General features: G+C 46.5%; 20 protein-coding genes. All 20 read left to right on the forward strand.

Translation table 11 applies throughout. The features are described from left to right. Nucleotides 1-99 precede the first annotated feature (99 nt). Nucleotides 100-1,209, forward strand: a complete 1,110-nt coding sequence (locus K401_RS0111450) for an SIS domain-containing protein (RefSeq protein WP_027352489.1) — start codon at nucleotides 100-102, stop codon at nucleotides 1,207-1,209. Nucleotides 1,210-1,229: 20 nt separating this feature from the next. Next, nucleotides 1,230-1,931 carry a deoxyribose-phosphate aldolase gene (gene deoC, locus K401_RS0111455; protein ID WP_024293074.1) on the forward strand — a complete coding sequence of 234 codons (702 nt, stop codon included), beginning with the start codon at nucleotides 1,230-1,232 and terminating at the stop codon, nucleotides 1,929-1,931. Between the two features lie 187 nt (nucleotides 1,932-2,118). Beyond that, complete coding sequence (locus tag K401_RS0111460; protein WP_024293075.1) at nucleotides 2,119-4,314, forward strand: YhgE/Pip domain-containing protein; 2,196 nt, start codon at nucleotides 2,119-2,121, stop codon at nucleotides 4,312-4,314. Further along, on the forward strand, nucleotides 4,271-5,461 hold the full coding sequence (locus K401_RS0111465) for a hypothetical protein (protein WP_024293076.1): 1,191 nt from the start codon (nucleotides 4,271-4,273) through the stop codon (nucleotides 5,459-5,461). The genes K401_RS0111460 and K401_RS0111465 overlap by 44 nt, the downstream gene beginning before the upstream one ends. A 290-nt stretch (nucleotides 5,462-5,751) precedes the next feature. Then, nucleotides 5,752-6,072, forward strand: coding sequence for a thioredoxin (trxA, locus tag K401_RS0111470; protein ID WP_024293077.1), 321 nt, complete (start codon nucleotides 5,752-5,754; stop codon nucleotides 6,070-6,072). A gap of 278 nt (nucleotides 6,073-6,350) precedes the next feature. Next, nucleotides 6,351-7,184: a MerR family transcriptional regulator gene (locus tag K401_RS0111475; RefSeq protein WP_024293078.1), complete on the forward strand. Its 834-nt coding sequence runs from the start codon at nucleotides 6,351-6,353 to the stop codon at nucleotides 7,182-7,184. Nucleotides 7,185-7,504: 320 nt separating this feature from the next. After that, nucleotides 7,505-8,479 carry a DMT family transporter gene (locus K401_RS0111480; RefSeq protein ID WP_024293079.1) on the forward strand — a complete coding sequence of 325 codons (975 nt, stop codon included), beginning with the start codon at nucleotides 7,505-7,507 and terminating at the stop codon, nucleotides 8,477-8,479. Then, entirely contained in the window at nucleotides 8,469-8,759 is a 291-nt protein-coding gene (gene eutM, locus K401_RS0111485; protein WP_024293080.1) for an ethanolamine utilization microcompartment protein EutM, read from the forward strand. The genes K401_RS0111480 and eutM overlap by 11 nt, the downstream gene beginning before the upstream one ends. Further along, on the forward strand, nucleotides 8,759-9,757 hold the full coding sequence (locus tag K401_RS0111490) for a DMT family transporter (RefSeq protein WP_029700738.1): 999 nt from the start codon (nucleotides 8,759-8,761) through the stop codon (nucleotides 9,755-9,757). The genes eutM and K401_RS0111490 overlap by 1 nt, the downstream gene beginning before the upstream one ends. A 4-nt stretch (nucleotides 9,758-9,761) precedes the next feature. Continuing rightward, entirely contained in the window at nucleotides 9,762-10,043 is a 282-nt protein-coding gene (locus tag K401_RS0111495; RefSeq protein ID WP_024293082.1) for a hypothetical protein, read from the forward strand. Between the two features lie 19 nt (nucleotides 10,044-10,062). Further along, nucleotides 10,063-10,359 carry a BMC domain-containing protein gene (locus tag K401_RS0111500; protein WP_013274585.1) on the forward strand — a complete coding sequence of 99 codons (297 nt, stop codon included), beginning with the start codon at nucleotides 10,063-10,065 and terminating at the stop codon, nucleotides 10,357-10,359. Between the two features lie 17 nt (nucleotides 10,360-10,376). Further along, entirely contained in the window at nucleotides 10,377-10,685 is a 309-nt protein-coding gene (locus tag K401_RS0111505; RefSeq protein ID WP_024293083.1) for a BMC domain-containing protein, read from the forward strand. A 30-nt stretch (nucleotides 10,686-10,715) separates the two neighbouring features. Beyond that, nucleotides 10,716-12,212, forward strand: a complete 1,497-nt coding sequence (locus K401_RS0111510) for an aldehyde dehydrogenase family protein (RefSeq protein ID WP_024293084.1) — start codon at nucleotides 10,716-10,718, stop codon at nucleotides 12,210-12,212. A gap of 103 nt (nucleotides 12,213-12,315) precedes the next feature. Continuing rightward, nucleotides 12,316-14,859 (forward strand): choline trimethylamine-lyase, encoded by a 2,544-nt coding sequence (gene cutC / locus K401_RS0111515; protein WP_024293085.1) that lies wholly within the window; start codon nucleotides 12,316-12,318, stop codon nucleotides 14,857-14,859. A gap of 22 nt (nucleotides 14,860-14,881) precedes the next feature. Beyond that, nucleotides 14,882-15,835, forward strand: coding sequence for a choline TMA-lyase-activating enzyme (gene cutD / locus K401_RS0111520; protein ID WP_024293086.1), 954 nt, complete (start codon nucleotides 14,882-14,884; stop codon nucleotides 15,833-15,835). Nucleotides 15,836-15,851: 16 nt separating this feature from the next. Then, complete coding sequence (locus K401_RS0111525; protein ID WP_024293087.1) at nucleotides 15,852-16,190, forward strand: BMC domain-containing protein; 339 nt, start codon at nucleotides 15,852-15,854, stop codon at nucleotides 16,188-16,190. Next, nucleotides 16,187-16,618 (forward strand): EutP/PduV family microcompartment system protein, encoded by a 432-nt coding sequence (locus K401_RS0111530; RefSeq protein ID WP_024293088.1) that lies wholly within the window; start codon nucleotides 16,187-16,189, stop codon nucleotides 16,616-16,618. Before K401_RS0111525 ends, K401_RS0111530 begins: the two co-directional genes overlap by 4 nt. 99 nt (nucleotides 16,619-16,717) lie before the next feature. Further along, on the forward strand, nucleotides 16,718-17,854 hold the full coding sequence (locus K401_RS0111535) for a 1-propanol dehydrogenase PduQ (RefSeq protein WP_024293089.1): 1,137 nt from the start codon (nucleotides 16,718-16,720) through the stop codon (nucleotides 17,852-17,854). Next, nucleotides 17,854-18,471: a hypothetical protein gene (locus tag K401_RS0111540; RefSeq protein WP_029700739.1), complete on the forward strand. Its 618-nt coding sequence runs from the start codon at nucleotides 17,854-17,856 to the stop codon at nucleotides 18,469-18,471. Before K401_RS0111535 ends, K401_RS0111540 begins: the two co-directional genes overlap by 1 nt. Then, nucleotides 18,453-19,298, forward strand: coding sequence for an ethanolamine utilization protein EutJ (gene eutJ, locus K401_RS0111545; RefSeq protein ID WP_024293091.1), 846 nt, complete (start codon nucleotides 18,453-18,455; stop codon nucleotides 19,296-19,298). The genes K401_RS0111540 and eutJ overlap by 19 nt, the downstream gene beginning before the upstream one ends. Nucleotides 19,299-19,311: the final 13 nt, after the last annotated feature.

Consider the following 19,311-nt stretch of genomic DNA (forward strand, 5'->3'; position numbering starts at 1 on the left):
TTTAATACATTATTGACTATACTTAAGGATATGATATAATTATTGCACAAAACGCGTTTGGTCTCATTTTTACTAAATAAAAAAAGGAGCGGTAACAAAATGAATGAAACTATGAAAGAAACAATGATGACGTATGTGGAAGAGTCCCCTGAGGTAATACTTAAAAATGTGAAAAACCGGAAAGAGCTGACAGCCCCGCTGCTTGCAGAATATGAAAAAGGGGATTACGAAAGCATCTGGATCGTAGCTTCCGGCTCCTCCTATAATGGCTCCTACTGCGCCCGCCAGTTTATGAGAAAGTATTTAAAGTCGGAAGTAAAGATCGTATCTCCCTTTACCTTTCTTTGCAGCGAACACGATTTTAGTGACAAGGATTTTGTTTTTGTAGTATCTCAAAGCGGATACAGCACCAATTCCATTGATGCCTTAAAGATGATCCGTGAGCAGGGACGTGCTTCCATAGGAATTACGGGAAGTATCTCCAGTGATATGAAGGATTATGCGGATGTGCTGATCGATTATGGAGTGGGGGTGGAGACCGTAGGATATGTGACAAAGGGTGTGACCTCCTTTGCACTGTTTCTGATGCTGTTTACCCTTGAGGCTGCTGTAAGAAAAGGTTTGATGAAGGAGGAAGAAGCAGAGGCAGTATGCCGGGATATGGAAAAGGCGGCACAAATCCATGAGACAGTTCAAAAGGAAACCATGAAATTCTTCGAAGATCATTATAAAGAATTCACTTCCATGACAAACGCATATGTCTGCGGATGCGGCGCCAATTACGGCACGGCTTTAGAAGGAGCTTTAAAGCTGGGTGAAACCGTAAAAATCCCTTCCACTGCTTATGAATCGGAGGAATTCCTTCATGGACCCAATCTTCAGATGACCCCTGGTTATACGGTATTTCTCATTGACGGAGGAAACAGCAGCAGCCGGATCCAGACCATTTTTAAAGCATGCAGAGAGGTGACCGACAGGGCATTTTTAATAACCAATCAGCCTGGATGCACCGGAGAAGGGATCTTAAATCTTTCTTTTGAGCTTCCGGAATTATTGACCCCGCTGTGCTTTCTTCCGTTTTTCCAGATCCTTGCCTATCAGGCCACCACAGCCTTAAACAGATGGAAACAGCATCCTCTGTTAAAGAAGATGAAGGATACTGCCGCATGTAAGACGGAAAATTATGAGAATCAGGATGACGATGATTAAAGCTGTAAAGGAGGCGATTTATGGGGAAGATTCAGATCAGTCCAAAGGAGCTGGCCTCTTATTTTGACCACACCCAGCTGAGAGCCTGGGCCTCTCATGAGGATTTTGTAAAGCTTTGTAAGGAAAGCATGGAATATGGTTTTAAAATGGTAGCCATCAACCCGGCTCAGGTGGTCCGCTGCCGGAAGCTGCTAAAAGGCAGCCCTGTCCATGTGGGCGCTGCCATTGGGTTTCCTTTGGGCCAGACGACCATAGAAGATAAGGTAAATGAAACAAAGACCGCCATTTTAAACGGCTCCGATGAGATCGATTACGTGATCAATATTACGGAGCTTAAGGAAAGGAATTACGGTTTTATTGAAAAGGAAATGGCAGAGATCACAGAAGTGTGCAGAAAAAACAAAGTGATATCAAAGGTGATTTTTGAAAACTGCTATTTGACAGATCAGGAGAAAGAAGAATTGTGCAGGATCGCCCTGAATGTGCGCCCTGATTTCATCAAGACCTCCACCGGTTTTGGAACGGCCGGGGCTTCCTTTGAAGACGTGGCTCTGATGAAGCGCATGGTAGGGGATGAAATTAAGATTAAGGCGGCAGGAGGCGTAAGGACCTTAGATACTGCTTTAAAGATGATAGACCTTGGGGTCAGCCGGATCGGGTCTACTGCGGGTGTTTCCATTGTGGAAGAGCTTAAGATGGGTATGCAGGCTGGAACGCCCTGAAAAAATATTTTTGTTTCTAAATGTGGCAAGCTGTTAAGTGACCGTATGCATTCTGATGCAAAGAATCACTTAACAGCTTTTTTTCTCCATTTGTAAAATATTGGGAATCAGGCATTGCATTTGGTGCGGGAAAATATTATAATACGGAAATGCAAAATTTCATAGCCCACATACCAAGGAGGCACACATGATACATGTTAAGAACATAATAAAAATTTTTGCCGGGGATTTAAAGCGCATTGCACTTAATCCGGTTGCAATTATCATCTCGCTGGGACTTATGCTGATTCCGGCCTTATATGCATGGTTTAACATCGCTGCAAGCTGGGACCCTTATGCCAATACAAAAGGTCTTAAGGTTGCGGTTGTGAACCAGGATGAAGGGGCCTCCATTGACAATATATTTGACACGGATATTGATGATTCTTCTATTAATATCGGTGAAATGATCCTGGATGAGCTTAGAAAGAATGAACAGATCGGCTGGCAGTTTGTCAGCAGGGAAGAGGCCATCGATGGAGTGGAATCAGGGAAATATTATGCTGCTGTGGTCGTTCCGGAAGATTTCAGCCGGAAAATTTCCAGCGTTCTCACCTCTCACATTGAACGCCCGGTGCTTCAGTATTATGTAAATGAGAAGAAAAATGCCATTGCCACAAAGATCACCGGCAAAGGAGTGGAAAGCGTACAGCAGCAGATCAATGAGACATTTATCAATTCCACCTCAAAGGTGGTTGGAAAGCTCCTGAACAAATATTCAGACGACTGGAGCATTGATAAGGAAACAGACAGAAACGATGCGGTCAGCTCTCTTACAGAGGTAAAGGAAGATTTGAATCAGCTTGTGGATACCATCACCATGCTGCAGTCCACCCTTCGCACGGTGAACAGCTTAAATGACGGTATAAAGGGAACTCTTCCGGATGTGAGTAAAATGATCGGCTCAGGCGGAAAAACGGCTGAAAGCGCAAAAACCCTCATCGACTCCTCCAGAGGCTTTTCCGATACAATGACCGGAGGGCTTAAGGATACTCTGGATCAGATCATGCAGATAGAAGAATCAGTGTACGAATCCTTCCAGGTGATCGGCAGGCTTACGGATACCTCTGCAGACGGGGCTTTGGATGCATTGAAAGCCATGGAAAATCTGGTGGCAGGAAGCATCAGCCAGTGCAATAGCATAAACAGGATTTTAGGAGAGATTAACCAGAAGCTTCCCATTCCTTTAAAAGAGATAACGGCCCTTCAGCAGCAGCTGACAGATACCGTGAAACAGCAGCAGGATCTGGTCAAAAAGCTTCAGACCGCCCAGCAGACTGTAAAACAGACAAAAAGGCTGCCCGATACCATGAAAAAAGATATTGGAGATTCTCTTGATACGGTTTACAATTCCATATCAGATATTCTTGATTTTTATAACGGCAAGGTGGAGATTCCCTTAAAAGACAGCCTTGATAAGAGCTATGATGCTCTGGGAACCACTGCAGGAGCATTGGACAGTATCGGAAGCATGGTGGGAGAGATCGATACCACCCTGAACAGCGTGACTGCCTCCTCCCAGAGCCTGATCCAGGCTTTGGACAGCGCTGTCAGCCTGATGAACAGGAGCCAGAAACGGGTGGATGATATGATCGACGGTGTAAACAAGCTGGCAGATAACAAGCAGCTGAATAAGATCATGGACATTATGAAGAATGACCCGGAGCAGCTCAGTGACTTTCTGATGATGCCTGCGGATATGGTTACCAATAAGATTTATCCGGTAGAGAATTATGGTTCTGCCATGGCTCCCTTTTATACGGTCCTGGCCATTTGGGTGGGAGGGCTTATTTTAGTCGCACTGGTAAAATGCAGGGTGGAAGAGAGCAGGTCGCAGGGACTTAAGCTGTATGAGACTTATTTTGGAAGGTATCTTACCTTCATGCTGTTTGGAATTGCCCAGGCGCTGGTGGTGGCCCTGGGAGATTTGTATATGCTGAAGATCCAGTGCCTTTATCCAGGGAAATTTGTGCTGGCAGCCGTGATCGCAAGCATCATATTCACCAATATCATTTATTCCATGACGGTCTCCTTTGGAGATGTGGGAAAAGCGATTGTGGTGGTCTTTATGGTCATTCAGGTGGCAGGCTCCGGCGGCACCTTCCCCATACAGGTGACTCCCCGGTTTTTCCAGATTATCAATCCTCTGCTTCCCTTTACTCATCTCATCAATGCCATGAGGGAGTGCGTGGGAGGAATTTATGAGGGTGCCTATTGGAAAGACCTCCAAAACGTGCTGGTCTATATTCCCATATCATTGCTGATTGGGATCGTATTGCGGAAGAAGGTGTTAAAGCTGAATGAATTTTTTGAAGAAAAACTCAGCCAGACAGGAATTATGTAAGGCCGGACAGAAAAAAAGACCCCTGGGAATCAGAGGCTGGCTTGGGTGTATTGGTGCGGGGATCCTGCTTTTCCTTGTGTTTGGAGCTTTAGCATGGCGCTGCCTTCCTGAGTATTATGCCAGGTTCTATCTGACACGGTCGGTGCTGCAGACCAGAGGACGTCTTATGGGCTTATGGGGCAGGGATCCCAAGGGAGAAGGGGCTGACGAGGATTCTTTAAAGCTGGTGGCTGATGAAGTGGTATGGAATGGCCATTCGGTGCTGGTGCTTCCGGGAGGATTTGGAATCTCCTGGAAGGAGCAAAGGGATGAGGAAAATACCTTTGCCCAGGGAAGCCTTGACGTGTATTTTCTGGGGGCCATAAGGGATGGGGTCCATTATTGGGCTGACAGGGAAAATGCCGTGCTCACCGTTCCGGGGATTACCAGGACATCCGTAAGGACCAGCCAGGAAGCATTAAAAAAGGTTGTGGGATTTTCCATTGTCCCGGAAGAGAGGAAACAGCGAAAGGACCGGCTGGAAACCTTAAAAAAAGATACCATCCAAATGATGAACTGCAGCCGTATAGAATTTATGGGAAGGGATAAGAATGGCGTGACCATTAAGGCATTGGTCTCTTCCGATCTGTTTGATGCTTATATAAGCGAAATGGGAGAACTGCTGGAAGACGGCCCTGGTAAAGATATGAAGGAATGGGGCCGGATGCTGAAAGAGCGGAAAACCCAGGGAGAAGCACAGGAAATTTTATTTACCATTGATAAACAGTTACATATAACCCGGGTCCGGGTGGAGGGCCTGGCTGATATGAGCCTTTTACTGGAGTCTCATGAAGGGCTGTGGATGGAAGGAAAGATCACGCTTCATGAGCGGGAGCTAAGTGTGAGCACAAGGGTTTATTTCGGCAATGGCGAGGAAGGGAAGAGGTCTTTCCAGATACCGGAACTAAACATCACATATTATAATGGAAGATTCCGGCTTGGACTGGAGTTAAGCGGAGGTTATGAAGGCGGTAAAATTTCTTCTGAGGTATTGGAATACGGGAAACTGTCCGGTACCGGGGGAGAATCAGCCGGTGAGGGACTGCAGGAGGTCAAGGATGAGTTCCTTAGAAGAACCGGACAGCTGGGCCTTGACTTTTATAAGTAAATAAAAAAATCTATTGACAAATACAACTGTAACTTTTATAATAACAGTAAAGGTACTGAAACTTACAAAGTTACAGTTATCCTATAGGCAATGATTCAAAAAACGGGGATATTTAAGGCAATAATGATAAAACTATAAAAGAGGACCGCAGCTGGGGATCATTGCAGAGGATGAACTGTTCATGATATGACGCAGCGGCATTTCCTGGAAACAGGGGAATGCTGTGAATAATGAATAAATGGTGCTGTTTGTGAATACACAAAGAGCAGGTTAAGAAGGAGGAACATGATATGGCAGTATTAACATTGACACAGGAGAATTTTGAAACAGAAGTGGTAAAGAGCAGCGGCATTGCGCTGGTGGATTTCTGGGCGACCTGGTGCGGCCCATGTAAGATGTTTGCACCTGTAATCGACGAAATTGCAGAAGGAAATATTCCTGACGTAAAGGTTGGAAAGGTGGACGTAGACCAGCAGCCGGATCTGGCAGGGCAGTTTAGGGTTATGAGCATTCCTACTCTTGTGATTTTTAAGGATGGAAAGGCAGCAGCCACTTCTGTTGGAGTGAAATCCAAGAAAGAAGTATTGGAAATGATTGAGAAGTTAAGATAAAAAGGCAGGAGCAGACCACGGGTCATCCGGATAATCGGAAAGGCCGGTGGTCTTTTTTATTCATAAAATGCACTCCGCCGTGGCTGCATACTCCTTGTTCCAGATTTTTACTGCTTTCCGATGCAATCATTTTCGTATAATATAGATTACATAAGTAGTTGTTGACATTCCCCTATACAGGAAGGATTATACTAAGTTAATCAGTACAAGAAGACTCATAAATAAAACGGTAATGAACAATGAACACTTAGACAAAGCATATGCTTATGGGGGTTTCAATGGAAGAAAAAAAACTGTATTCAATTGGGGAAGTCAGTAAGATCTGCAACATATCTACAAAAGCCTTGAGATTTTATGATAAAATCGGGATCATATCCCCTGATATGATCTGCAAGGAAAACAGCTATCGGTATTATAACAAAGAGACGCTTCTGACTGTTCCGGTGGTAAAATACTACAAACAAATGGGATTTAAGCTGGAAGAGATGGAAGGGCTGGTGGAAGGCAATACTTATTATTATCTGGAACAGAATTTCCGCAATAAGATTGACCAGCTATGCCTTCAGGAGCAGCAGATCCATAACAGCTATATTGCGGTTAAGGACTGGTATGAGCTGATACAGGAAGCCAAGCTGGTGCTCCAAAATGATGTGAATGAAGTTTCCGTAAAGTATATACAGCCGGTGACCTACTGCGGTATGGAGCAGGACTTTGGCTACAATTACATGGAATCCATTATTAACATAGAGTGGACCAATCACTTAGAATCGGCTGAGAATGAAATTACAGGGCCGGTAATTTTAAAATTCGAATCATTTGAAGAAAAGATGGCAGGCAGGTGCAGCCGCGCCAGGATCATGCAGCAGGCAATTCATCCATGCAAGGACTGTTTAAACAGGCAGACTTTTGGAGGATTTATGGCTGCATCGGTTTATCATATCGGTAAGCATGAATCAATTGATGAAGAGTATGAGAAAATACTTAACTGGGCGGCTAAACGAGGTTATAAATGTGGGAAAGAAAGCTTTGAACGGTATGTGGTGGATTACTGGACCACCAGAGATCCGGCTGAATTTGTTTCAGAAGTAATTGTTCCCATATACAGAGATTAAGGGAGCATATGGAATCGGCTGGCTTCCCCGGATACGGCGTTTTAAAAGGACGCTGAACCGGGGGAGCCCTTTTGTTTTTCCGGAGGTGGCAGCTGCTCCCAATATTTGGAGCATAAAAAAGTTTAAAAACCGGTTGACATTCCCCATAGGGGGAAGATCTATACTAAATGCATAGAAAAACACAAAGCGATTCCGTAAAATTAGTAACATTAACTGGCGTGATGTGTTTTCTAACGTTTTCAGCTGAACGTAAAGAAAAAAGCAGAGAAACAGGCTAACATGAATTTTGTGCAGTATTCAAATGGGGAAGGAAAACTTAGATGACAGAAGCACGAAAAAAATTTAAAGCAATTGGCATATCAACAGGCTTGGTATCCGGACTTATGTATGGGTTATATACCACATTCGTTTTGATCGCAGGTTATTACAAGCCGCTTGCCGGGGCAGTGGGATTGTTTGCTGCTCCCTATGTAACCTCAGGCCTGAATGATTTATTTGCAGGTCTCTGGCTGACCGCTTATAACGTAAAGACCGGAAGGATCCGGGAGATCGGAAGAAGCATAAGCCTGTTCACGGGAAAAATTATCCTGATCGGCTCTCTGGTAGGCGGCCCCATAGCAAGCGGTGCCTATCTGATGGGACTGGCCATGGCAGGAGCCTATGCCATACCAATCTCCGCCATGTACATTCTCTTTGGAGCGTTGTTTGCAAGGATTTTCTTAAAACAGAAAATCGTTCCCAGAGTCGGCATTGGAATGGTGATCTGTGTGGTGGGAGCCATAGTCATTAACTGGGTAAAGCCGGAAGGAAGCACGAATTTTACCCTTGGAATCATCTGCGCCTTTGTTGCGGCCATAGGCTGGGCTTTGGAAGGCGTGTTCGCGGCTTACGGAAGTGCCATGCTGGATACTGATGTGGTGATCAACATCCGCCAGCTTTTATCAGGTATTGTGGATCTGTTTGTTATTTTGCCGATTGCAGGAGGAATGGGACTTTTAAAAGGCACTCTTTTTTCCCTGCCACCGGTTTTGTGGCTGGTGATCGCCGGATTTTGTGCCGCAGTATCCTATTTGTGCTGGTATAAATCCAACAGCACGGTTGGCTGTGCCATGGGAATGTCACTGAATATTACCTACGCATTCTGGGGTGTGCTGTTTTGTATCCTGTTTTTAAAACAGCCTGTGACCCCGACCATAATCATTGGTTCCATTATTATCATTCTGGGCGCGGTTTTAGTATCCGTGGACCCATTTGAACTGCTCATGAAAAAGGAGGAAGTAAGCAATGAAATTTGATGCATTAGGAATGATCGAAACAAAGGGCCTGATCGGTTCTATTGAAGCTGCAGATGCAATGGTGAAGGCAGCAAACGTAACTCTGGTAGGAAAAGAATTTGTAGGCGGCGGTCTTGTTACCGTTATGGTAAGAGGCGATGTAGGTGCTGTAAAGGCAGCTACCGATGCAGGCGCGGCAGCTGCCCAGAGAGTTGGAGAACTGGTTTCCGTTCATGTAATCCCTCGTCCTCACGCAGAGGTTGAAATCATTCTTCCAAAAGACAAGAAGGAGAATAAATAATGAGTAACCAAGGAATGACATCTGCATCCGCGGATGCACAAATGGCAGCAGTTAACAAAAAATTCAGGACGACCGGAATGACAACCGGTGCATTATCCGGACTTACATACGGAATCTATACCGTACTTGTGCTGGTGGCCGGATATTATGAACCCCTTGTCAGTGCGGCAGGACTTTTGGCAGGACCATATGTGTGCTCCGGCTTAAACGATCTTTTCGCAGGAATTTGGCTGACTGTTTATAATGCAAAAAGCGGCCGTATCCGTGAGATGGGAAGAAGTCTTCATACATTCCCTGGTAAAATGATCGTCATCGGATCCCTTCTTGGCGGTCCCATAGCAAATGGCGCGTATCTGGTAGGCCTTGCAATGGCCGGTGCCTATGCGATTCCGATTTCCGCATTATGCAGCTTGTTCGGAGCCATTTTTGCATGGATCTTCCTAAAACAGAAAATTACCAAGAGAGTTATGCTGGGTATGCTGGTATGCGTAGCCGGTGCCATCATCATCAACTGGACAAAGCCGGAAGGCAGTGACAACTTTACACTGGGAATTATATTCTCCTTTATTGCGGCAATCTGCTGGGCTTTAGAAGGCGTATTTGCCACTTACGGCGGCGCCATGATTGACACTGATGTGGCAGTTAACTTACGCCAGCTGATTTCCGGTGTTGTGGATTTATTCGTGATCCTGCCTATCGTTGGAGGAATGGGACTTCTGGGCGGAACACTTTTTGCAGGAATTCCGGCAATCTGGCTTGCAGTATCCGGCTTAAGTGCCGCAGTGTCATTCCTCTGCTGGTATAAGAGCAACTCCACTGTCGGCTGTGCCGTGGGAATGTCCTTAAATGTAACCTATGCGTTCTGGGGAGTTTTCTTCTGTATCCTGTTTTTAGGACAGGCAGTGACCCCTACGATTGTAATCGGCTCTATTGTAATCGTGTTCGGTGCGATTCTGGTAACCATGAATCCGCTGGATTTATTCAGGAAAGGGGAATAAAGAAATGTTATTACCTGCAAGAACAGCAGTTTTAAATTATTTGTATGGGGTAAAAAATGCGGATATCGGCCAGATCATGGAGGCATTAAAACCTCTTTACGGCGGAGAACGCCAGTTTACCAAGGATCGTTATCTGGATCATGTCATGTCTTTAGAGGCAAATGGCATGGTCAGCTTATGCGGCTATGATCTGGATCAGAACGGAGAACTGCGTATGTGTTATGAAATTAACGATGACGGAAGAAGCGCGGTTGACAAATACGTGGATAAGAAATACCGCAAATAAAAAGAGGAGGTTTACAAAGGTGAGATATTACGGAGATGAAGCGTTAGGGCTTGTAGAGACTGTCGGACTGGTTCCGGCACTGGAAGCTGCAGACAAAATGCTTAAGGCAGCGGATGTAGAATTGATTTCCTATGAAAACGTAGGTTCCACCCTGGTGACCATCATGGTAAAGGGTGATGTGGCAGCAGTACGCTCCTCTGTAGATGCAGGTGCAGAAGCGGCGGCAGCCATCGGCAAGATGACTGCAAAAAACGTGATGCCAAGGCCGATCAAAGAGGTCGGAGACATTGTGTCCGTGCACGATATTGACGCATAGAGAAAGGAAAACAGGATATGGAAAGATATGAAGCCATAGGTGCGATAGAAACATTTGGTCTGGTATTTGTTCTCGAAGCGGCTGATGCAATGTGCAAGGCGGCAGATGTGGAACTGGTGGGTTATGAAAATGTAGCTTCCGGTTATATTTCTGTTCTGGTACGGGGAGACGTAGGAGCCTGCAAAACGGCTGTGGAAGCCGGTATCAAGGCGGTAAAGGATATGGGAGCGGAAGTTTACAGCTCAATCGTGATTCCAAGACCTCATCCCCACCTTGAAAAAATTATCAGACGATATGCCTTAATAACTGCTCCGGTACAGGAATAGCAGGCATCCCGGATGAAGGGAGAATAGGAAATGAGTTTTGTAGATAAAGACTTGCTCTCCATACAGGAGGCAAGGATTTTAATGGAAGGTGCACGGGAAGCCAGAAAGACCATGCTTACCTTTCCTCAGGAAAAGCTTGATCTCATTACCGGCACCCTTGCGGCGGCAGCAAAGGAACTGGCAGAGGAACTGGCGGTCATGTCCGCAGAAGAAACCGGATATGGACGTTACCAGGATAAGTACGTGAAAAATACCTTTGTCTGCAATTTTCTTCCGGAGCGCTTAAAGGATATGAGGTGCGTCGGCATCCTGGAAGAAGACTCCCGGTCAAAAACTATGAAAGTAGGCGTTCCTGTGGGCGTGATTGCTGCCCTGACACCGGCAGTGAGTCCGGTTTCTACGGCGATTTACAACGTACTGACAGCCGTTAAGTCGGGCAATCCCATTGTGATCGCTCCTCATGAAAGGGCAAGTAAGGTAACCGGCAGACTCCTTGACCGGCTCATGGAAGCAGGAATATCCTGCGGACTTCCGGAAGGAGCCATCGGGTATTTAAAGACAGTGACAAGGGCGGGAGCCCTGGAGCTGATCCGTCACCCGGCAGCAGCCATGGTGGTCAACACCGGAGTTCCTGAGCTTTGCCGGGAGGCAGCAGAAAGCGGAAAGCCTTATATTTACGGCGGTACGGGAAACGGACCGGTCTTTGTGGAACGGACTGCCGATGTAAGACAGGCAGTAGAGGATATCATTGCCAGCCGCACCTTTGATTACGGCATCGTGTCTGCGGCCGAGCAGTATATGGTGGTAGACAGCCTTATTGCCGCAGAGGTAAAGGCTGAAATGATAAAGAACGGAGCTCACTTCATGAATGAGGAAGAGGAGAAAAAGCTGATTGAACTCCTCTGCCTGGAAAGCGGGAAGCCGGATACGGAAATTATGGGAAGGCCTGCGGCAGAGCTTGCGGACAGGGCAGGATTTACAGTGCTTAAGACCACAACAGTGCTGGTTTCTGAGCAGAAGTATATTTCTGAGAAGAATCCCTTTGCAAAAGAGCTTTTGTGTCCTGTATTGGCTTATTACATCGAAAATGACTGGATGCACGCCTGTGAAAAATGCATGAGCCTTCTTGTAAATGAAAGCCATGGACATACCCTGGTGATCCATTCCAGGGATGAGGAAGTAATACGCCAGTTCGCCTTAAAGAAGCCGGTGGGCAGAGTTCTTGTCAATACTCCCGCCACTTTGGGCAGCATGGGAGCCACCACCAACCTGTTTCCTGCCATGACCTTAGGAAGCATTACGGCCGGCGCCGGAATCACGGCTGACAACGTCTCACCTATGAACTTCATTTACATACGGAGTGTGGGATATGGCGTCCGGGGAGCCAGGGAGTTCCTTGGGACGGCAGAGAAAGCTTCAGGCGGATATGAGAAAGCTCTTAAGACAAAGGGAAACTGTGAAGATGCAAAAGAGCTCCTTAAGCAGATTTTGGAAGCCTTGTCAAAAGAGCTGGATGATAAATGTTGAAAGAAAAGCGTCTTTCAACCTTGAATTTGTGAATCAACTGGATATGCAAGCAAATCCGCTTGATTCATTAGGTGGTAAATAATTGAAAGAGAGGGAAATCAGATTGGATATTCGTGAATTTTCAAATAAATTTGTGGAAGCAACGAAGAACATGACACCGGAAGAAAGAGCTTCCCTGATGAAAATGTTTGAAACTGTTTCTGATGAAATCAACAAAAAAGAACCTTCATCTCAGGCAGCAGCATGCTGTGAGGGAGGTACAGAGGTACCGGAAGGGATTACTTCAAGACTTCAGAAATTAAAAGATAATTACTTAACACATAAGCCATCTATTACAACCTACCGTGCGCGGGCCATTACCAAGATTGCAAAAGAAAATCCCGGCATGCCAAAGATCATGCTTCGTGCAAAATGCTTCCGTTACTGCTGTGAGACTGCGCCCCTGGTCATTCAGGATAATGAGCTTATCGTAGGTGCTCCCTGCGGCGCTCCCCGTGCAGGTGCATTCTCCCCGGATATCGCATGGAGATGGATGGTAGATGAGATCGATACCATCGGCACACGTCCTCAGGATCCCTTCTATATTTCTGAAGAAGACAAGAAAATCATGAAAGAAGAGCTGTTCCCATACTGGTCCGGCAAATCGGTTGATGAGTATTGTGAGGATCAGTACCGTGAAGCAGGGGTATGGGAATTATCAGGGGAATCCTTTGTATCTGACTGCTCCTACCATGCCATCAACGGCGGCGGTGACTCCAACCCGGGCTATGATGTGATTCTTATGAAGAAGGGCATGCTGGACATTCAGCAGGAAGCCAAGGATCATTTAAAGGAACTGGATTATGAGAATCCTGATGATATTGAGAAGATTTATTTCTACAAATCCATTATCGATACCACAGAAGGCGTTATGATCTATGCAAAAAGACTTTCTGAGTATGCAGCTGAGCTTGCAGCAAAGGAAACCAATCCAAAGCGTAAGGAAGAGCTGTTAAAGATCTCTGAAGTAAATGCTTACGTTCCTGCACACAAGCCCAGAACCTTCTGGGAAGCGATCCAGGCCGTATGGACCATTGAATCCCTGCTCGTAGTAGAAGAAAACCAGACCGGTATGTCCATCGGACGTGTGGACCAGTATATGTATCCATTCTACAAAGATGATATCGAATCCGGACGTATGAATGATTTCCAGGCATTTGAGCTTGCAGGCTGTATGCTGATCAAAATGTCTGAGATGATGTGGATCACCAGCGAAGGCGGTTCCAAATTCTTTGCAGGATACCAGCCCTTTGTAAACATGTGTGTAGGCGGCGTGACCCGCAGCGGACACGATGCCACCAATGATTTAACTTACTTACTTATGGATGCAGTACGTCATGTAAAGATTTACCAGCCGTCTCTTGCATGCCGTATCCACAACAAGTCCCCGAAAAAGTACATGAAAAAGATCGTGGATGTGGTTCGTTCCGGTATGGGATTCCCTGCATGCCATTTTGACGATGCCCACATCAAGATGATGCTTGCAAAAGGCGTATCCATTGAAGATGCACGTGATTACTGCCTCATGGGCTGCGTAGAGCCTCAGAAGTCCGGCCGTCTGTATCAGTGGACCTCCACTGCCTATACCCAGTGGCCCATCTGCATTGAGCTTGTTTTAAACCACGGCGCTCCTTTATGGTATGGCAAGCAGGTTTGCCCGGATATGGGTGACTTAAGCAATTTCAAAACTTATGAAGAGTTTGAAGCTGCCGTAAAAGAAGAAATTAAATACATTACAAAGTGGACCGATGTTGCCACCGTAATTTCCCAGAGAGTTCACAGGGACTTAGCTCCAAAGCCACTCATGTCCATCATGTATGAAGGCTGTATGGAAAAGGCCAGGGATGTATCCGCAGGCGGCGCCATGTATAACTTCGGGCCTGGTGTGGTATGGTCCGGACTTGCTACTTATGCAGATTCCATGGCAGCCATCAAGAAGCTTGTATTTGAAGAGAAAAAGTATACACTGGAGCAGTTAAACCAGGCTTTAAAGGCTGATTTTGTGGGATATGACCAGATCCGTACCGATTGCCTTAATGCTCCGAAATACGGAAATGATGATGATTATGCAGATTTAATTGCTGCTGACCTGGTTGACTTTACAGAGCATGAACACAGGAAATATAAGACGTTATATTCTGTTTTAAGCCATGGTACCTTATCCATTTCCAATAACACCCCATTCGGACAGATGACAGGCGCTTCTGCCAACGGCCGTAACGCATGGCTGCCTCTTTCCGATGGAATCAGCCCGACCCAGGGTGCAGATTTCAAGGGACCCACCGCAATCATCAAGTCCGTATCCAAGATGTCCAATGACAGCATGAACATCGGTATGGTTCATAACTTTAAGATCATGGCAGGACTTTTAGATACTCCGGAAGGGGAAGAAAGCCTGATCACCCTCCTTCGTACGGCCTGCATGTTCGGAAACGGTGAGATGCAGTTTAACTATCTGGACAACGATACCTTAGTTAAGGCTCAAAAAGCTCCGGAGCTGTACCGTGACTTAATCGTCCGCGTAGCCGGCTACAGCGCATTCTTTGTAGAGCTATGCAAGGATGTACAGGATGAGATCATAAGCAGAACCATGCTGACACATTTCTAAAAGAAAACGGAGAACAATCACAATGGACCATGGAACAACAGGAGAGATTGAGCGTAAAGCGTTTATCTTTAACGTGCAGAAATACAACATGTATGACGGGCCGGGAATCAGAACCCTGGTATTCTTTAAAGGCTGTCCCCTCCGGTGTAAATGGTGCTCCAATCCAGAAGGAATGGTGCGGAAATTCCAGGTGATGTATAAGCAAAATTCCTGTGTAAGCTGCGGGGCGTGCGCTGATGTGTGCCCCGTAGGAATCCATGTAATGTCCAAAGAGACGGGAAAACATGAAATCCAGCGGGAAAAGGACTGCATCGGTTGCATGAAATGCAAAAATGCCTGTCCCAATGCAGCGCTGACCATTGCCGGAGAAGTTAAGACCATTTCAGAACTGCTTAAAATCGTGGAAGAGGATGCTGCCTTTTATGATATTTCAGGCGGCGGCGTGACACTTGGCGGCGGAGAAGTGACCGCCCAGCCGGAAGCGGCTTTAAACCTGTTAATGGCCTGCAAGCAGGAAGGGATCAATACAGCCATTGAGACCTGCGGTTATACAAGTACGGAAACCATTTTAAGAATCGCGGAGTATGTGGACTTATTCCTGTTTGATATCAAGCATATGGACCCTGTCCGCCACAATGAGCTGGTGGGCGTGAACAATGAACAGATTCTTACCAACTTAAAGGAACTGCTTCACCGCCGTTTCAACGTAAAGGTCCGCATGCCCATGCTGAAGGGAATCAATGACAGCCGGGAGGAAATCGACGGGGTAATTAAATTCCTGATGCCCTTCCGTGATTATAAAAATTTTAAGGGAATTGACTTACTTCCATACCATAAGCTGGGAGTTAATAAATACAATCAGCTTGATATGGAATACCCCATTGAAGGTGATCCAAGCTTAAGCATGGAGGATTTAGACCGGATCGAAGGGTGGATAAAGGAATACCGGTTCCCGGTCACTGTGGTGAAGCATTAAGAAAGGGGAAGAGGCCATGATTGAGATGCAGCGTGTCATAGAGGAATCCGTTCCGGGCAAGCAGGTGACCATAGCCCATGTGATCGCATCTCCCATACCGGAGGTGTATGAATGCCTTGGCATCGATGAAATGGGAGCCATCGGAATTCTCACCCTGTCCCCTTTTGAAACCTCCATCATTGCGGCGGATATTGCGGCAAAGGCGGCAGACGTGGAAATCGGCTTTTTAGACCGTTTTACAGGCTCTGTAATCATTGCAGGAGATGTGGACAGCGTGGAAACTGCTTTGACTGCGGTATGTGATACCTTAAAGCGGGGGCTAGGTTATATGGTGCCCGCGGTAACAAAAACATGAGAAAAAAGCGGATCATGATCATCGGTCCCGGCGGCAGCGGGAAAACTTCCCTGGCCAACGTTATAAACGGTCTCACCGGTCCGGCCAGGAAAACCCAGAACATGGTATATGGGAAAAAAACTCTGGATGTGCCGGGGGTTTACTTGGAAAGTCCCTGGATGCACAAGCATATCATAGCGGCGGCACAGGATGCCTCTCATGTGTTGATGCTGGTAGACCAGTCATCATGCCGGGAAAGTTATCCGCCTGGATTTGCAAAAGCCTTCCGGGTCCCGGTGATCGGCGTGATTACAGGAGACGGAGAAAAAACGGAAAATGATGGCTGGTGTATCCGTCAGCTGAAAAAAACCGGGGCAAAGGAGCCCTATTACCATATCAATCTGTCTGAAGGGACCGGACTTCTTGAATTATTGGAAGAATTAAAATAAAAGGAAATGCCCTATGGGCAAATAAGAGGAAACACCCTGCGGGTATACCTGAATGCCCAAAATACATGGGCAAATAAGAGGAAAGGAGGGAAATGTAACGTGGAGCAATTTGTAATGAATACAAAGGTATATATGGGATCTTCCTGTCTGGATAAGATGAAGGAACTTCCTGTGACAAAGGCTTATATTATCTGTGACCCCTTTATGGCCCAATGCGGCAAGGTGGACATGATCACAGAGCTTTTGAAGGAAAAAGGGAGCAGCTATGAAGTGTTTTCCGAAGTAGTGCCGGATCCTACCATTGAAGTGGTCTCAAAGGCCATCGGCGGAATGAAGTGTTTTGGTCCGGATGCAGTGATCGCCTTTGGCGGCGGTTCTGCCATTGATACTGCCAAGGCAGCAAGCCATATTTACAGCCAGATGGGAAATGGGAAGCTGTTTTTGATCGCAGTTCCCACAACCAGTGGTACCGGCAGTGAAGTGACCAGTTTTTCCGTGATCTCTGATCCCCAGGCCCAGGCCAAATATCCGCTGCGCTCCGACAGCATGGTGCCGGATGCGGCATTCCTTGATCCCCGGTTTACGGTGTCTGTTCCGCCTCATATTACGGCGGATACCGGAATGGATGTTCTGACTCATGCCCTGGAAGCTTATGTTTCAACCAATGCAGGTGATTTTACCGATGCCTGCGCAGAAAAGGCTGTAAGGCTGGTATGGAACTACCTGGCACGTACCGTAGAGGACGGAAGCGACATGGAAGCCAGAACTCACATGCACAATGCATCCTGTCTGGCCGGAGTTGCTTTTAACGGAGCTTCCTTAGGGCTTTGCCACAGCATGGCCCATGCTCTTGGAGCACGGTTTCACATTCCTCACGGAAGAAGCAATGCCATCCTGCTTCCCCATGTCATCAGCTACAATGCCGGACTGGAAGACGCAGGTGAACAGAAAGCCTGCGGCAGGTATGTGGCAATCGCCAATATGCTTGGAATCGCAGCCGGAACAGATAAGGCCACGGTACACGGCCTGGTGCGCCACATCAAAAATCTGATGAATAAGATCAAAATACCTCAGCAGATTACGGATTTAAAAGTTGATAAAGACGAATTTGAGCAGGCCGTAGGGGATATGGCGGAAAAAGCTCTGGCTGACAATTGTACATTGACCAACCCAAGAGTGCCTGTGGCAGAAGAAATTGAAGCCATTTACCGGAAACTGTGTAAGGGGGGCTATTGATGAAATTCATCACGGAAGATGATTTAAGGATTTTATTCAGAAAAGAACCCTTTACCGCCTATGACCTCCCTGTGGGAACCAGACTGACACCCGGAGCCCGCCAGTTTCTGGTGGATAAGAAGATTTCCATAACAGATGACCCCATGATGGCAAAACAGAAAAGTATAAAACCTGCGGAGAAAAAGGAAGCAGCACCGGAAAAAGAAATCTGCAAGGATCATTTCGTGTTAAGGAAGAAAACGCTTCAGGCACAGTTTTTGGAAGTGGGCCTTGAACTGTTAGGCCGGGACGTTCTTCTGGCAGAACAGGTATTTGATCTGGAACGAAAACTTTCCAACCTTAAAAAAGAGGGCCGGGAAGAGGAAACCGGATTTAAACCCTGCACCGGATTTCATGAGGATAACTTACAGGAACCCTTTGAGGATTGCTTTGAAATAACAGGTTTTCATGCACAGTCAGAAAAAGGGAAAGAAATCCTTCTTCTGCACCGCCTGCGCTGCAGCACAAGAGAGCTGGCGGCTGAAGCAGGGAGCGAAAACTTAAACCCGGTTATTAACCGCTTATCGCAGATGATATGTCTGGAATATGGAGGAAAAACATGTCAAAGGAAGATATAACATTTGATGGCTGCAATGAACTGGTGAGCCGGTTCGAGGCAGTTGTTAAGCAGCCCGTAATGGGTGGCTCCTCTGTTTACTATACCGGAGTTGATCTGGGAACGGCGTGTGTGGTGCTGGCTGTTTTAGATGAGAATTACAAACCTGTTGCAGGCGCTTACCGGTATGCAGATGTGGTCCGGGATGGAATGGTAGTGGATTATATCGGTGCCATAAGAATCGTACGGGAGCTGAAGGAAGAGCTGGAGGAAAAGCTGGGAACGGAACTGTATTTTGCAGCTGCAGCCATTCCTCCTGGTACCGACTCCTTAGACGGAGGAGCCATCAAGAACGTGGTCCAGGGAGCTGGATTTGAGATCACGGCTCTTCTGGATGAGCCTACGGCAGCAAACGCAGTTTTAAAAATAAAGAACGGCGCAGTCGTTGATATCGGAGGAGGCACCACCGGAATTTCCATTCTAAAGGATGGAAAAGTGGTGTATGTAGCAGATGAACCAACAGGAGGGACTCATTTCTCCCTGGTGATCTCCGGTGCTTACCAAATGCCCTTTCAGGAAGCAGAAGTTTATAAGCGGAAAGAAGAAAACCATAAAGAACTGCTTCCGGTTTTAAAACCGGTTGTGGAGAAGGTGGCTTCCATCATAAGCCGCCATATTAAAGGACATGATGTACAGGAAATCTATCTGGTAGGCGGTACCTGCTGCCTTACCGGAATCGAGGCAATCATTGAAAAACAGACGGGAATCAGGACACGGAAACCTGAGAACCCAATGTTTGTGACTCCTCTTGGAATCGCATTTTCCTGCACCCGGGAAGAGCTGGCATAAAGGATGTGGACAA

This window comes from Lacrimispora indolis DSM 755, from assembly GCF_000526995.1.
Taxonomy (GTDB): Bacteria; Bacillota; Clostridia; order Lachnospirales; family Lachnospiraceae; genus Lacrimispora; species Lacrimispora indolis.